A 15615-nucleotide genomic window follows, 5' to 3' on the forward strand; every position below is an offset into this window, starting at 1 on the left:
AGGTGCTTATTGGTATTCGCGTTGATGCGTCGTTCAAGATGGGGACGGGGCATGCATTCAGAATGCTCACACTTGCACGTAAGTTAGAGAGCAATGGACATCAAGTTGTTTTCATATGTCGAAAATTGGGAGGAAACTTAATTAATTTCATTGAAGAGAGTTTCAATGTTATTAGTTTACCTAAACCGGACGGAGCGGAGACTCACAACACGCATTGTGCTCATGGTAATTGGTTGGAAGTCCCTTATCAAACTGAGATTGTACAAGTACAAAATGTCGTATCTCATTACCTATCTGGTCTAACTCGAACAAAGTTAGACTGGTTGGTAATCGATCACTATGCGTTAGATGAGCGCTTTCAGGTGGCTTTGAGGCCACTATCTTGCTGTATTCTTCAAATCGACGACTTGGCTGATAGAGTTCATGATGTAAACATGTTACTTGATCAGAATTATTACTCTTTAGGTAAAAGTCGTTATGATGCTTACCTTCCCAGTTATACCAAGCGCCTTTGTGGCCCTAAATATGCGTTGTTGAGAGATGAGTTTCGTGAAAGCAGAAAGCATATTCCAAACTATACACAGCGTTTATCTAAGAGAAAAGTTGTGCTCTTTTTTGGGGGCATTGATTGGGCTAATGAAACATCCAAAGCGTTACTTGGATTATTGAGTGTCGATAGTGGTGATCATTTCGATGTGATTATTGGGATGAACAACCCTCATAAGCAACAGTTGGAAGCGTTGTGTGCTGAACATAAGGCTAGGGTGACCCTTCATGTTCAAGTGAAAAACATGATGGATTATTTTTCAGATGCCTACCTGTATGTTGGAGCGGTCGGTGCTACAACGTGGGAAAGGTGCGTGCTTGCCCTTCCTGGTATTGTGTGCTCGGTCGCCGACAATCAAACTCAGCTCGCTAAAGATTTGCATGACATAGACGGCCATTGCTATTTGGGCTTGAATTCCGAGCTATCATCACAAGATTATGCGCTTGCATATCAGCGTTTTATTTCTCAAAAAGAACTTCTCTTGAATCAATCTTCCATTTGCGGTGACCTAGTTGATGGTAAAGGGTGTGAAAGAGTTGTTGAACACCTAGAAGAGATTTCAAAAAATGACAACATTTAGTCTCCGCCCTGCACAAGAAGGCGATAAGTGGGCAGTGTTAGAGTGGCGCAACCACGCTGATGTGCGTGCTGTGATGTTAACTGACCATATCATATCTAAAACGGAACATTCTGCATGGTGGGATAAGACCATGCTAATGGACCAAAGACAGATCTTAATATTCTGTCGCGATGAGAAACCAGTTGGTGTAGTGACCATTTATTCATGGGAGCAAGACAACGCGACAGCATGGTGGGGGTTTTACCTCAACAACAGTGCGCTTGAGCAAGCTGAAAAAACAGCTATTTGGCTTGAACTTGAACAAGCTGTTATTCACTATGCGGGTAAAACGTTAAAGGTACATGAGTTGTATTGTGAATCACTAAGACAGAATCAGCTCGCGTGGAAACTACATCAAAAAAGTGGTTTTGTAGAGTGCGAGGCTCCTGTAGATGCGACTGATACTGCAAAAAATGTTGTTTACATGAAATATGTTTATCCAGAAAATAAGCTAGATAAACGCCAGCGGTTGTACCTATTCGCATCTCATAATACCGATTTTTTGTCGGATACCTTAACGAAGCATATTAAGACATATACGCAGTTTCCTTATAAAATTGCGATAGCTGAATTCGGTCGGTATCAGCTAGATCTTTTGGATTCTGAAAATACTGATATTAATGATGCATCTTCTTGCTACGCTTTTATCGAGCGAATTGAAGACTTCTTTGCTGATATCTATACCTTGCCAACAGAAGAATCCTTGTTACAAACAGAGCAACGCGTGTTGCAATATCTTGCATTCATCAAAAGTATTGCTCAGCGAGGTAATCGGGTTTTTGTTGCAGATTTTGCTATTCAGAAGGGCTTTCCTTTCTCGATTTCTGAACAATTGTCAGACTCAAAAATTCAGAGGCTAATCCAAGAATGGAATAACACGCTTTATACGATGAAAACCGAGAATTTGGTTGAAGTTATTCCTTACTCTCAAATTATCAAGCGTGCTGGCCAAAGTTTCTCCAATAAATATTGGTATATGGCAAGAGCACCGTTTTCCATTCAATTTCTGGAAGCGTACAGCCAGGCAATCATTGGTACTATTTTTGCGGCAAGTGCACTTTCTGCTCGAGTCTTAGTGCTTGATCTTGATAATACCTTGTGGAAAGGGATCATTGGTGATGATGGAAAAGACGGTATTAGCTTAGGGGGGGATTACCCAGGCAATATTTACAAAGACCTTCAGTCGCTCTTCCTCACACTAAAATCCAGAGGTATTTTGCTGACTATATGCAGTAAAAATACTGAGGAAGTGGCGTTAGATGCTATTGAAACCCATCCGGAGATGCGTCTGAGAGCGAAAGATTTTGTCAGCCATCGAATTAATTGGGAACCAAAATCACAGAATATTCATGCATTAAGTAAAGAATTAAACCTTGGTTTATCCTCTTTTTGTTTCATCGATGATAACCCTGTAGAGCGTGCAGAAGTGCGCCGAAATGCTCCCGACGTTTTTGTACCTGAACTACCGGAAGATCCTGCTGAATGGTTCCAGTACCTTTGTAATCTTCCTGAACTTTGCGTCGCGCAAGTGAGTGACTCTGATAAACGACGTTCGGAGCTCTACAAGCAAAGAGTAGATATTCAGAATGCACAAACTGAATTTGTTGACCGAGCGTCATTTATTAAAAGTTTGGGAATGGAAGTATGTGTAGAAGAGTTGAACTCAGATAACTTCGACCGAACACATCAACTCTTTAATAAAACGAATCAATTCAACACAACGACAACACGCTATAGCAAAGAGCAATTGAGCGAATGGATGAGGGCCTCTGACTATCAAGTTCTCCATGTCCGCTCTAAAGACAAATACTCTAAAGAGTATGAAGGCGTCGCGGCACTGGTTATCGTGAAAAAGGATAATCGTTGGGTCATTGATAACTTCGTTATGTCATGCAGAGTGATGGGGAGAGACATTGAGCATGTTATAATAAGTAAGCTGATTCTTTTAGCGAGTGAATCTTCTCAGGATGCTGTGACTGGTCGCTTTATAGCGAGCTCTAAAAATATGCCAGTTCGAGAACTCTATAAGAATAATCACTTTGTTTTACATGATAACGAGCAATGGGTATTCGAGTTTGCTCAGCAGTCGTTGCCGTCAGAGCCCAACCTAATGACTCTAAATTGGAAGGCGTAGGAGAAATTTATATGAATGCAATGTTTTCGGCTTTAGGTGTACTTCATGTTGATCACTATGCTGTGACGACGAAAGACTTGATAGCTACATTGAAAGATTTTTTATCTGTTCCAGGAGCTAAGTTGCTTCGTGGCCCTGGAGAAAACCCGGCACAACAAGTGTACTATGCATTTGTGGAGCTCAATGGTATGGGTGTTGTAGAGATACTTGCACCACTAGATGATCATTCTCCGATTCTTGGGCATCTAGGCTCAGGTGGTGGTGCTTATCATCTTTGTTATGCCGTGCAGGACATTGATAAAGCGATCAAAGTTGCTGAGCAGGATTTTGGTGCAAAACTTGTGGTTGCTCCTCGTGCCGACGGCGCATTTGATGGCCGTAGAGTCGCTTTTCTTGTCCATCCAAATCATGGTTTGTTTGAGTTACTTGAAGCTTATCCTGTAGACTCAATACCTGTATCCCATCAGTCTATTAAGCTTGATGTTGTAGATTCGAAAAAAGATAAGCTTATGGAGATCTATCGTTCAGTTATAGATAGTAGTCGCGTTGATTACGATGGAACGGATATGGCAAATTGTCCTGAATGGGACTCGTTTAAACATTTGATGTTAATAATGGAAATCGAAAAGCAATTCGAAATATCGATACCTGCGTCTGATATGTCGACGTTGGATTCGTTGAAAAAGATTGAAAGTTACCTGGCGAATAAGTAGGAAATAATGAAGATAGCAAATAGAGATATTGGTAAGGGACATAGACCTTACATCATAGCGGAGATGTCAGGTAACCATAATGGTGATATCACTCGCGCAATTGAATTGATTAAAGCTGCGAAAGATGCGGGGGCCGATGCTGTTAAATTGCAGACTTACACGGCTGATACCATCACAATTAATCACGATAGTGAAGAATTTATGATCCGTGGTGGTCTATGGGATGGCTCAAAACTTTATGACCTGTACGAGCAGGCACATACCCCTTGGGATTGGCATAAGACATTGTTTGATGAGGCTGAAAAGCTTGGTATTACCATCTTTAGTTCTCCATTTGACCATACAGCTGTCGATTTCCTAGAAAGTTTGAACGCACCGGCATATAAAATCGCGTCATTTGAGTTGATCGATTTACCATTGATTCGAAAAGTGGCGGCAACCGGTAAGCCGATGATCATGTCGACGGGTAACGCGAATTTGGCAGAAATTGAAGAAGCGGTTGCGGCAGCGAAAGGAGCAGGCGCTTTAAATATCGTACTTCTTCATTGCACAAGTGGTTATCCAACTCCAGCATCTCAAGCAAATATTTCTACAATGGCTGTTATGCGTGACGCTTTCGGAGTAGAAGTCGGCTTATCAGATCATACTATGGATATTGGTGTATCGGTTGCTGCTGTAGCATTGGGAGCATGTGTGATCGAAAAGCACTTCACGCTTGCGCGTGCAGATGGTGGCCCTGATTCGGCTTTCTCGCTTGAAAAAGAAGAGCTAAAGTCACTAGTAACAAATTGTACTATGGCTTTTGAAGCTATAGGAGCTCCAAATTTTGTAAGCACAGAGGCAGAGCTACAGACTAAATGTCATCGCCGTTCACTTTATGTTGTTAAAGATATTAAGCAAGGTGAATTGTTTACTGAAGAGCATGTTCGTTCAATCCGTCCAGGCAATGGCATATTGCCAAAATACCTTGATGATGTCATTGGCTCAAAAGCGACGTGCGATATTAAGTTTGGAACACCTTTAGACTTTAAGCATTATTAAGTATGAAGTGCCTAGAGGGAATGAAAGGTTTCTTCTAGGCGCTTTTTTAATAGGTGTGGATTCTTCTTCCAAGAAATGATCTGCTCATCAAAATTACCCATCTCTTCATCTCTGAACAGCTTACGCCTTTCACAAAATTGTTCAAACCCTAGTCCCGCTGTTGAGTTAATAGAAGCAACAATCACCTTATTAGGGCTATTAAGAAGCTCTAATTCTAATGGGTGTTTGACTGAAAGAAATTTATCTTCATCAAAATAAGGAAGGTAATCCTTTATGTCTTCACTAGGGTGAAGCTTTATAAAGTAAGGCTTCCCTTCACTCTCCATATGTTTTGCTATACATTGATGTATATAGAAAAAGTAACCTTCATCTTTAAGCATGTTAGCAAGAGTTGATGATAGTGGTTGAGTAGCAATAATAACGATATTGCTTTGAACATTTACTAATTTTGGAGTGAATTTAAAAACAGTGTTGATTGATGGTAAACCTTCTGATTTTCCAAGAAATTCAATAGTTTTTCCTTTTTCTTTCACTGAATTCGGTAACTTTTCAGGCCACACGACATTGATAGTAGTGCAACGCGTGCTTTCCCCCATAACCCAAGTATTAAGGCCTTTAAAATTTATAGGGTTTAAGTATTTACTGATTCCCTTCTTTGGTATCTCATAATAATTCCCAACCCCATCCTCTATAACTTCATATTTTTTTATTAGCAACTTAAAAAGGCGAGCAACTTTGTTTTTGTCATTGAAAACAAACAAGGATAAATCATTAAAATCGCTTGGCTTCAATATTTCTAATTTTATTAGTTGATCAGATGCTAATTTTGTTATTTTTTCGTTTGGCTCTATATTTCTCATGGATAGGAATAGTGTTAATTTTCCAAGCCAAGATTTTTTTAATTTATAGATTAATTCTTTTCGACTGATTAATATTATTTCTATATTTTCATTTTTAATGTTTTTATTTATCTTGTCCTTATCAACCCCTTGGTAATCATAGAAAAACAAAATAGTAGAATGTTCATTTGGCTGATAGCAAGCTTTTGATATCGAAAATAAAAAGTGTCTTAGCGTTGAGCAAACGTAAAGGTTCATTGTTGCCCCCTATTGTTTTTTATCTTTTTAATTAAAAACATAGTGGTAAGTAAGTAAAGAAAGTACGTGCCTGGATGCGAGATAGGTACATAACTTAACCCTGCTACAAAAATAAATATTGGCATGATTAATAATAGCGGGGAGTAATTTGAGTTAAAATTCTTAATTCCATAAAAAAATGGAATAATCAAAACGCTTATATATAATATAAGACCAATGAAACCATATTTCACAGTCCTATCTACAACGCTATTATGAAAGTTCTTGTTGTCAAATCGAGCTAGGGACTTTTTAACTTTACCTTCTTTATACATTTTCTGAATGATTTCTAGGTGTTTGGTTTGGCCTAAACCTAGCCACGATTTATCGTTTTTTATAATATCGTAGCCAACTAACCATAGCTGAACTCTTATACCCCATGATGAGTCTAAGTTGCCTTTTGTAAGGAGCTCTATTTCTTTTGCTGATGTGTCAATTCTGCCTTTGATAATAGGGTAGTTTAATGTTGTCACAGTAGCAAATAAGGCAAGGCTCATGAGAGTAACTTTCCAGTTTCTTTTCTTCATAAATATAAGAAAAATGATAGTTATATATACTGTAATTAGAGCGAGCCATGTACCTCTTGTATCGACTAGTATGACATTAATAGTAAGAAGAATAAAACTTACAACTGATAGCAATGATAGTAATTTACTCTTACTAATATAGCCAAGATAAAGGGCTATTATCGATAATAAACCGGTATAATTTGAATAAGGGATTGCATTTAAGGGGAGTTTCATCCGACTTAAGTTTTTTATCTCTATAATATTTATAGTTTGGTAAGTTATGTATATCGAACTCAATGTAATTATAAATATCAGAGACTTATAACGAATTTTTTTTGGGATTGATATTGCTGAGTATAAAGCTGTACTAATAAGAACCCTGATCTCAGAAGAGCTATATCCGCTATGATAATACTTTAACGATGCATAAATAGCACATATGAAAACTATCCCAATCATATGGTTATATTTAAAATCAATGCTATCATCACTATCGAAAAGGCAACCGACTAATTTTGCGACTAAAGATATTATTATCAACGTGACTAAAATCTTATCACCGTTGTTAATAATGAAAAGACCACTAACAGCCCAATAAATTGGCAGTAAGTGTATAATTTGCATTAATTTTCGAAACATATTATTTATAAGGATTGATATTAGTTTCCGGACGAGTCTTAAGTAACCTTAAGATCCACATATATTGTTCTGGATTCTTACTCACATAATCTTCAATGCATTGATTCATCATACGTGCGTCCTCCTCTTCGCTTCCTGTTGGGAAAGGAAGGGCAGGATAAAAATCCAGAGTGTATTGGCCGGTCTTGCTATCGTATTGAGCAAACAAAGGAACTATTTTAGCTTTACTCAGTTTCGATAGCCGACCAAGGCCTGAAATTGTTGCTTTTTGAGTCGCGAAGAAGTCAACGAAGACACTGTGTTCACGACCAAGATCTTCATCGGGCAGATAGTAGCCCAGATAGCCATCTCTCACTGATTTGATGAAAGGCTTGATGCCTCCACTACGGTCGTAAACGCGCCCGCCGTATTGCACTCGCTGTCTGTGCATCAACCAGTCACTGAGTTTGTTTTTCTGCGCTTTCGCCATCGCAGACACGGGTAAATTGCGCGATGCTAATAATACGGCTGGGATATCGATGGCCCATGTGTGTGGTACCAACAAGATCACATTCTCGCCACTGTTTGTAATATCGGTTAGGTTGCTCAGGCCGTTTATCGAAGTGTTATTCTCTAGCCAAGTTTTACTCTTGAGTGTCAGAGAAGCAAATCCCATCAAAAATGAGATGGAAGTAACGTATGACTGATAAAGAGTTTCTTCGCGCTCTTTGACTGATTGCTCGGGAAAGCACATCTCAAGGTTTACGCGAGCTCGACGGTTAGCCTTATTCTTGATTTTTACAGCTTGCTTAGCCATAAACTTAGCTAATGTTAAACGAATGCTATTAGGTAAGAAGCAGACTAAAGACGATAACAGAACAGCAATCCAAGTGCCCCAGTATTTAGGTGCAAGAAATCCCCATTCAAACTTAGGATTGTAAGCTTTTGGATCAAAATCATTGCGTTGTGTGGTCATTCGTTCACTACATTATTTAAATCAGAGAGTTAACTTTATATCGGTCACTCAGGGAATGATTATGTTTACTAGATTGCCCAATAATGCACCCCAAAAAGTAGGGGGTACTATTAGACTTAATCTGAAATATAAAGCTTACAGCTATGCGTTTACGAGCTTCATGTACTCAGCGACGCCATCTGCTACTGTTCTAAACTCGACATCGCAACCTGTATTGCGAAGCTTAGTTAAGTCAGCTTGAGTGAATTCTTGGTAAGCACCTTTCAGATGCTCAGGGAAAGGAATCGTTTCGATTTCGCCTTTACCATGGTGCTTGATTACGGCTTTTGCGACTTCTTCAAAAGACTCTGCGTTGCCCGTACCTAGGTTGAAGATGCCTGAAACACCATTCTTCAAGAACCATAGGTTTACCGCCGCTACATCACCTACATACACAAAATCACGCTTGAAGGTTTCGCTACCTGCGAACAACTTAGGGTTTTCGCCGGCGTTCATTTGGTTGTTTAGATGGAATGCTACTGAGGCCATGCTGCCTTTGTGTTGCTCGCGTGGGCCATAAACATTGAAGTAACGGAAGCCAACGATTTGTGGAAGCGTTTCGTTATGCGCTACGGCATCTGCAGTTAGGCGACGAACGTAGTTATCAAACTGCTGTTTCGAGTAGCCGTAGACATTCAATGCACCTTCGTATTCTCGCTCTTCAATGAAAGTATCAGTTTCACCGTACGTTGCAGCGGAAGAGGCATATAGGAACGGAATTTCACGCTCAACACAGTAATGAAGTAGCTCTTTTGAGTACTCATAGTTGTTAAGCATCATGTACTTGCCATCCCACTCAGTGGTCGCAGAGCACGCTCCTTCATGGAAAACCGCTTCAATATGGCCGAAGTCATCACCAGCCATGACTTGAGTTAGAAAGTCATCACGATCCATATAATCAGTGATGTCTAGGTCTACAAGGTTCTTAAACTTCTTACCATCTTTTAAGTTGTCGACGACTAGTATATCGTTGTGGCCCGCTTCATTGAGCGCCTTTACCATATTGCTGCCGATCATGCCAGCACCACCCGTTACGATAATCATAATTTTCTAACTCTTTTGAATACAAAACTGTCTCGAGTATAGCAAGGAATGGATAAGGCGGGCTAGTGGAATAATTCTCCAAGCAGAGTATGATATGGCCAGTTTAACTATGAATTAATTTGAGTAAATAACTCAAACCAATAGGTATTAATATGAAAATTGCAGTAGCTGGGACAGGCTATGTTGGTTTATCAAATGCGATGTTATTGGCACAAAACCATGAAGTCGTAGCTGTCGATATTATTGAAGAAAAAGTTGCAATGCTTAATAAGAAACAATCCCCGATTGTTGATAGTGAGATTGAACACTTTTTATCGAGTAAGAAGCTTAACTTTAGAGCCACAACAGACAAGGCTGCATATAAAGATGCCGAGTTCGTTATCATCGCAACCCCTACGGATTATGATCCTAAAAGTAACTATTTCAACACTTCCTCTGTTGAGTCTGTTATTAAGGATGTTATGAACATAAATCCTGATGCGGTAATGGTGATTAAATCAACGGTTCCTGTAGGTTACACCGCGCAGATAAGAGAAGAGCTTGGTTGCGAAAACGTTATATTCTCACCTGAGTTTTTACGCGAAGGCAAAGCTTTGTACGATAACCTACACCCATCACGTATTATTGTTGGTGAGTGTTCTGAACGAGCTAAAGTGTTCGCTAATCTTTTGGTTGAAGGCGCTGAAAAAGACAATATTGATGTTTTGTTTACCAACTCAACAGAAGCAGAAGCAGTAAAGCTATTCTCAAATACTTATCTAGCGATGCGTGTTTCTTATTTCAATGAACTTGACTCTTACGCAGAAGCTCACGGTTTGGATTCTCGCCAGATTATTGAAGGTGTTGGTTTAGACCCTCGAATTGGCAATCACTACAACAACCCTTCATTTGGTTACGGTGGTTACTGCTTACCGAAAGACACCAAGCAGCTATTAGCTAACTATCAAGATGTACCAAACAACATTATTGGTGCCATCGTTGATGCTAACCGTACCCGAAAAGATTTTATTGCGGATTCAATTATCAAGCGATCTCCTAAGATTGTTGGCATCTATCGATTGATAATGAAAGCCGGCTCGGACAACTTCCGTGCTTCTTCGATTCAAGGCATCATGAAGCGTTTGAAAGCTAAAGGTATTGAAGTGGTTGTATTCGAACCTGTGTTAGAGGAAGAGCATTTCTTTAACTCGAAGGTTTATTCTGACCTAGAAGAGTTCAAAGCCGTATCAGATGTAATTGTATCTAACAGAATGGTAGAAGAGATCGCAGACGTTGCAGATAAGGTTTACACACGAGACCTCTTTGGCAGTGATTGATTACAGTAGCGATTAATTTGGCTCTATTTTAGCTATTGCTAATTAGACCAGATGTTAACAGCTCGATCTATCCGTTTAGTGGCGATATACTGACCCCCTAAACGGATAGGGATACTAATAACTAATGAAAACACGTGACAAGATTGTTTACGCTGCTCTAGAGCTTTTTAATGAGCACGGCGAGCGCAGTATTACGACCAATCATATTGCTGAACATATAGAGATTAGCCCTGGTAACCTCTACTATCACTTCCGCAACAAACAAGAAATTGTCCGTGATATCTTTACTCTCTATTCAACAGAGTTGCTTGAAAGGTTCACGCCGATTCAAGGCCAACAAGAAAGCCTGACGCTACTAAAGACCTACTTAGATTCTATCTTCACACTGATGTGGAAGTACCGATTCTTCTATGCGAATCTGCCTGAAATATTGTCACGTGATGAAAAACTCCACCTTGATTACATGGCCGTGCAAGAAAGATTACAAACCAACCTTGTCGATATCATGAGAGCCTTTGTTGAGTTGAACTTGCTCAAAGCAACGGATTCGGAAATGAAATCGATGGTCACTTCTCTTCACTTGATCGCATCGGGTTGGTTAGCTTATCAGTCTGCGATGTCTCCAAAAGCTCAAATTACTGAGCAAGTCGTTCACCAAGGAATGCTGCAGATGATCGCGACTGTTAAACCAATTGCGACTGCTCAAGGTTTTGAACAGCTGACATTATTGGAAGACGGTGTGAGAGCGTTGAACTCTAAGTAGAAAGATACGAGTAATGAAGATCGGGAAAGAGCAGATTCGAGTAACGGGATACGAGTAAACGAAAAGTTTAAAAGCAGATGCGAGTAACCGAGATTCGAGATACGAAGAGCGGTGGTTACTCATTAATACGATTACTGCACTCGCTTTCTAAAGCTCTTGGTTAGCGTTATTCGTATCGATGTCTTCATCACGCATTGTAAATAGCGACGTCATTCCCTACAGCGAGGTACGAGCGTGATAGGGAATCTTTGTGTTGTGGTGAATTAAACATGACAAATAATATATGAGACTGAGATTCCAGATATTTCGTTCCTCAATTCTGGAATGACGAGGTTTTGTAAGTGACTAGTTCAAGGCCTCTTAACTCTTTTGGGTTGCTCAAGATTAATTAGCACCTTTTCCTCGAACCTACTCTTAACCTTTCTGTCTCTGGAGCATTCGCCCCCGATTCTGCTTTAAGCTCTTCGCATCTCGGTTACTCGTATCCCGCATCTGCTCTTACCTAACCAACCAACTCTTTGGATTCTGAGCTTGGCTGTTTCTGCGAATTTCAAAGTACAGTGATGGGCGCGTTTGGCCGCCAGTGTCACCCGCAAGTGCGATGGCTTCACCCGCTTTAACCTTGTCACCTTCTTTCTTTAAAAGCGCTTGGTTAAAGCCATAGAGCGTCATATCACCTTTACCGTGGTCAAGTAGTACAACTAAACCATAACCACGCAGATACTCGGCAAATACCACCGTACCTGAGTAAACAGATTTTACCTGCTGACCGTACTTGGCGTTGATCACCATGCCTTTCCAGTTAATTTGACCCGTTTGGCGTGAACCATAGTTATGTAGCACCTTATCTTTGATCGGCCAAGGTAGCTTACCTTTGCGTTTTGCTAGGCCATCCATCGGGACTGCATTACGTCGTTCTCGAGCTGCTTTTTCTGCTTTCGCAATTTCGGCTTTCAGGCGAGTTTCATTGCGCTGAAGTTCAGCTAAGTAATTTTTGTCGCCAGAAATATTCTTCTTGATACTACCAACGGTTTTCTTACGTTGCGTTTGAGTCTGAGACAACTTGTCACGCTTGGTGGTTTGCTGTTTTAACAATGTTGCTATCTGTTCTTGCTCGAGTTGGCGCTGTTTATGGCTTTCTTCTAGCTCAAGTTGAGTTTGTTCAATCGTTTTGATTGTTGCGGAGCGAGCTTTGGCAAGGTGTTGGTAATAGTGGCTGATGCGATCTTCTTCCACACCTGTGTTGAGGATGTGAGAAGAAGCTTTAGCTCGACTAGTCATGTAGTAAGTCTGAATCAGTTGCTCTAACTTATCGGTATGGACTTTTTTCTGAGCAGTAAGCGATTTAATCTTGGTGTCTAAGCTGGCAATATTTGCATTGGCCGTATTGAGTTGCTTTTTACTGTCTAGAATCGCTCTTTCAAGCGAAGCGATGGATAGCTCTTGTTTCTTGAGGCTTGCTTGCAGGCTATCGAGCTTTTTCTGCTGTGATGATAGGTTTTTTTGTTGGCGAGATATTTCACTCGACACGCCTTTCAGCTCTCCCTGAGAGGCGGCAAATGACGATGTAGATAAAAGAGCAGCGCAAAGGCTGGCAGATATCAGAAGAGTCCGGCTAATGGCTCGAATTTGTTTCATCATTATCGTCATTTAGTTGTATTCATCTGCTCTGAATTTTTAGAATTTAGCTGAATCGAATCTCGCATCTGCTTTTAAGCTATTCGTATCCCGGCTACTCGAATCCCGCATCTGGTTTTAAGCTTTTCGCATCTCGGTTACTCGAATCCCGAACCTGCTTTTAAGCTTTTCGTATCTCGGTTACTCGAATCCCGAATCTGCTTTTAAGCTCTTCGCATCTCGGTTACTCGCATCCCGTATCTGCTCTTAAATCCCATCACCATGGATGAAGTTCTGAGAGCGACCATTAAACCCTTGGTCCATATCTAGAGATGGTTTATCTGTCTTTGGCTTGCCAACAATCTTGGCCGGGACACCCGCGACCGTCGTATGAGGAGGTACGGCTTGTAGTACCACAGAGCAAGAGCCAATCTTCGCGCCTTCGCCAACTTCAATATTGCCGAGGATTTTAGCACCTGCACCAATCATCACGCCTTCGCGGATCTTAGGATGACGATCGCCGCCTTCTTTACCCGTACCACCTAAGGTAACGTCTTGAAGGATAGATACATCATTTTCAACGACAGCGGTTTCACCAATCACAATACCTGTCGCGTGGTCGAGCATGATCGCTTTACCGATACGAGCTGCTGGGTGAATATCCACTTGGCAAGCGACTGAAATTTGATTTTGCAGATAGGTGGCAAGAGCAATACGACCTTGCTTCCACAACCAGTTCGCCACTCGATAACCTTGAAGGGCGTGATAGCCTTTCAGATAAAGCAGAGGCATCGAGTACATCTCGACCGCAGGATCTCGATTTACCGTCGCGCAAATATCACAAGCGGCAGCATCAATAATCGACTGGTCCTGCTTAAATGCTTGTTCAACCACTTCACGCACTGCCATTGCTGGCATTGAAGCCGTCTTTAGCTTGTTTGCTAGGATGTAGCTAAGGGCTGCGCTTAAACTTTCATGATTGATGATCGTGGCATGATAAAAACTCGCAAGCATAGGTTCTTGCTCTGACTGCTGTCGAGCTTCCTTCACAATGCATTGCCAAACTTTTTGTTGTTCACAGTGTTTCATTTTACCATCCATTCCTTTAAACCAGATACGTGTAGCGAGATGAGAGATGCGAAGAGCTATAAGAGCAGGTGCGAGTAACCGAGATTCGAGATACGAAGAGCGAGATGTAAAGAACAGATTAGAGTCGTGAGATACTAGTAATGAAAAGCATTGTCATCGAACGTTTGAAGGCACTCTTCATCTTTTCGCATCTCGATTACCCGAATCTCGTTTCTGCTTTTACTCTTTTCGCATCTCGTTTACCCGTATCTCGTTTCTGCTTTTACTCTTTTCGCATCTCGTTTACTCGAATCTCTCTACCGCTTTTCTATCTTTCTGACTTCTTGTCTCGTGCAAGTAGATCTTGTGCTGCTAAGTGTGCATCTTTCCCTTGATACAGCACTTGATAGATTTGTTCAACAATTGGCATCTCGACGCCCATGCGTTCTGATAATAACCAAACTTCTTTGGTGTTGCGATAACCTTCAACGACTTGGCCAATTTCTTCTTGAGCCGTGTCGACGTCTTTACCTGAGCCTAGCGCCAAGCCAAAACGGCGATTTCGCGATTGGTTATCGGTACAGGTTAGTACTAGGTCACCTAATCCAGCCATGCCCATGAAGGTTTCTGGTTGCGCGCCAAGAGCTGCACCTAATCGGCTCATCTCAGCTAAGCCGCGAGTGATAAGTGCGGTACGAGCATTAGCACCAAAGCCAATACCATCCGACATGCCTGCGCCAATTGCGATAACATTCTTCACTGCGCCGCCAAGCTGCATACCAATGAAATCTGAGTTTGCGTATACGCGGAATGTTTTGCCGCAGTGAATTTTTTCTTGAAGCTCCTCTAGGAAAACTTCATCAGGTGAAGCTACAGAGATAGCCGTTGGCATACCCATCGCTAACTCTTTTGCAAAAGTAGGGCCAGATAGAACCGCTAACGAGTACCCATCACCAAGCACATCGTGCGCGACATCTTTAAGTAGGCGTCCTGTCTCTGGCTCTAAACCTTTCGTTGCCCAACAGATACGTGAGCTTTCTGATAGATGAGGTTTCAGACTGTTTAAAACGATGCCAAACACGTGGCTAGGGACAACGACAAGAAGGTCGCGACTTGCTGTTACTGCTTTCTCAAGATCTGATTCGATGATTAGGCTTTCTGGGAAGTCGATGTTTGGCAGAAATTCATTGTTAGCCCGTTCTGATTCAAGGCGACTCATATGAACAGGATCATGTCCCCAAAGAACAACATTGGCACCGTTACGCGCTAGAGATATCGCTAAAGAGGTTCCGTAAGAACCTGCACCAATGACAGTCATGGCGATCTCTTTGCCGTAAGCGCTGTCTTTACCGTAAGCGTCTGCCGTGTTAGTCGGGCGAGTTGTTTCTGTCATGCTTCCACCTAAAAATAATGAGGGAAATCGAAGAGTTCTGAAAAAGCTTTCCACTAAAATAAGCAGAGCTTTCAATCTTAGT

General features: G+C 41.2%; 13 protein-coding genes. 6 read left to right on the forward strand and 7 right to left on the reverse strand.

The features are described from left to right. The first annotated feature begins 2 nt into the window (after positions 1–2). Genes pseG through pseI form a run of 4 tightly spaced genes read left to right on the forward strand, consistent with a single transcriptional unit; the run spans position 3 to position 5054 of the window. Positions 3–1127: a UDP-2,4-diacetamido-2,4,6-trideoxy-beta-L-altropyranose hydrolase gene (pseG, locus tag CWO08_RS08190; protein ID WP_108020223.1), complete on the forward strand. Its 1125-nt coding sequence runs from the start codon at positions 3–5 to the stop codon at positions 1125–1127. Next, positions 1114–3300 (forward strand): UDP-4-amino-4,6-dideoxy-N-acetyl-beta-L-altrosamine N-acetyltransferase, encoded by a 2187-nt coding sequence (gene pseH / locus CWO08_RS08195; protein ID WP_108020224.1) that lies wholly within the window; start codon positions 1114–1116, stop codon positions 3298–3300. Before pseG ends, pseH begins: the two co-directional genes overlap by 14 nt. Before the next feature lie 11 nt (positions 3301–3311). After that, positions 3312–4013 carry a VOC family protein gene (locus tag CWO08_RS08200; protein WP_258185284.1) on the forward strand — a complete coding sequence of 234 codons (702 nt, stop codon included), beginning with the start codon at positions 3312–3314 and terminating at the stop codon, positions 4011–4013. A 6-nt stretch (positions 4014–4019) separates the two neighbouring features. Beyond that, positions 4020–5054 (forward strand): pseudaminic acid synthase, encoded by a 1035-nt coding sequence (gene pseI, locus CWO08_RS08205; RefSeq protein WP_108020225.1) that lies wholly within the window; start codon positions 4020–4022, stop codon positions 5052–5054. 11 nt (positions 5055–5065) lie between these two features. Here pseI and CWO08_RS08210 read toward each other — a convergent pair whose 3' ends face one another. From CWO08_RS08210 to rfaD, 4 genes are all read right to left on the reverse strand, one after another. Beyond that, the gene (locus tag CWO08_RS08210) at positions 5066–6151 is read right to left on the reverse strand and encodes a polysialyltransferase family glycosyltransferase (RefSeq protein WP_108020226.1); all 1086 of its coding nucleotides are present in this window, start codon (positions 6149–6151) and stop codon (positions 5066–5068) included. Continuing rightward, a complete protein-coding gene (locus tag CWO08_RS08215) occupies positions 6148–7338 on the reverse strand; it encodes an O-antigen ligase (RefSeq protein WP_108020227.1) in 1191 nt (396 codons plus the stop codon). Before CWO08_RS08215 ends, CWO08_RS08210 begins: the two co-directional genes overlap by 4 nt. Before the next feature lies 1 nt (position 7339). Beyond that, positions 7340–8293, reverse strand: coding sequence for a lauroyl-Kdo(2)-lipid IV(A) myristoyltransferase (gene lpxM, locus CWO08_RS08220; protein WP_108020228.1), 954 nt, complete (start codon positions 8291–8293; stop codon positions 7340–7342). Between the two features lie 141 nt (positions 8294–8434). Next, a complete protein-coding gene (gene rfaD / locus CWO08_RS08225; protein WP_108020229.1) occupies positions 8435–9376 on the reverse strand; it encodes an ADP-glyceromanno-heptose 6-epimerase in 942 nt (313 codons plus the stop codon). 152 nt (positions 9377–9528) lie between these two features. Between rfaD and CWO08_RS08230 the strand changes: the two genes are divergently transcribed. After that, positions 9529–10692, forward strand: coding sequence for a nucleotide sugar dehydrogenase (locus CWO08_RS08230; protein WP_108020230.1), 1164 nt, complete (start codon positions 9529–9531; stop codon positions 10690–10692). Positions 10693–10816: 124 nt separating this feature from the next. Then, positions 10817–11455, forward strand: a complete 639-nt coding sequence (locus CWO08_RS08235) for a TetR/AcrR family transcriptional regulator (protein WP_065675998.1) — start codon at positions 10817–10819, stop codon at positions 11453–11455. Between the two features lie 498 nt (positions 11456–11953). Here the strand turns inward: CWO08_RS08235 and CWO08_RS08240 are convergent, their stop codons facing one another. From CWO08_RS08240 to gpsA, 3 genes are all read right to left on the reverse strand, one after another. Then, entirely contained in the window at positions 11954–13105 is a 1152-nt protein-coding gene (locus CWO08_RS08240) for a murein hydrolase activator EnvC (RefSeq protein ID WP_108020231.1), read from the reverse strand. Between the two features lie 234 nt (positions 13106–13339). Beyond that, complete coding sequence (cysE, locus tag CWO08_RS08245) at positions 13340–14161, reverse strand: serine O-acetyltransferase (protein ID WP_016799132.1); 822 nt, start codon at positions 14159–14161, stop codon at positions 13340–13342. 307 nt (positions 14162–14468) lie between these two features. Further along, a complete protein-coding gene (gpsA, locus tag CWO08_RS08250) occupies positions 14469–15533 on the reverse strand; it encodes an NAD(P)H-dependent glycerol-3-phosphate dehydrogenase (RefSeq protein ID WP_108020232.1) in 1065 nt (354 codons plus the stop codon). Between the last annotated feature and the right edge of the window lie 82 nt (positions 15534–15615).

Origin of the sequence: Vibrio sp. 10N.286.48.B8 (assembly GCF_003050085.1) — a bacterium.
Classification (GTDB): Bacteria; Pseudomonadota; Gammaproteobacteria; order Enterobacterales; family Vibrionaceae; genus Vibrio; species Vibrio crassostreae.

Coding starts and splice junctions, on each gene's coding strand:
- CWO08_RS08215 (WP_108020227.1), bottom strand. CDS start 7,338: ATGTTTCGAAAATTAATGCAAATTATACACTTACTGCCAATTTATTGG.
- CWO08_RS08200 (WP_258185284.1), top strand. CDS start 3,312: ATGAATGCAATGTTTTCGGCTTTAGGTGTACTTCATGTTGATCACTAT.
- CWO08_RS08210 (WP_108020226.1), bottom strand. CDS start 6,151: ATGAACCTTTACGTTTGCTCAACGCTAAGACACTTTTTATTTTCGATA.
- CWO08_RS08230 (WP_108020230.1), top strand. CDS start 9,529: ATGAAAATTGCAGTAGCTGGGACAGGCTATGTTGGTTTATCAAATGCG.
- rfaD (WP_108020229.1), bottom strand. CDS start 9,376: ATGATTATCGTAACGGGTGGTGCTGGCATGATCGGCAGCAATATGGTA.
- gpsA (WP_108020232.1), bottom strand. CDS start 15,533: ATGACAGAAACAACTCGCCCGACTAACACGGCAGACGCTTACGGTAAA.
- CWO08_RS08235 (WP_065675998.1), top strand. CDS start 10,817: ATGAAAACACGTGACAAGATTGTTTACGCTGCTCTAGAGCTTTTTAAT.
- pseI (WP_108020225.1), top strand. CDS start 4,020: ATGAAGATAGCAAATAGAGATATTGGTAAGGGACATAGACCTTACATC.
- lpxM (WP_108020228.1), bottom strand. CDS start 8,293: ATGACCACACAACGCAATGATTTTGATCCAAAAGCTTACAATCCTAAG.
- CWO08_RS08240 (WP_108020231.1), bottom strand. CDS start 13,105: ATGACGATAATGATGAAACAAATTCGAGCCATTAGCCGGACTCTTCTG.
- cysE (WP_016799132.1), bottom strand. CDS start 14,161: ATGAAACACTGTGAACAACAAAAAGTTTGGCAATGCATTGTGAAGGAA.
- pseH (WP_108020224.1), top strand. CDS start 1,114: ATGACAACATTTAGTCTCCGCCCTGCACAAGAAGGCGATAAGTGGGCA.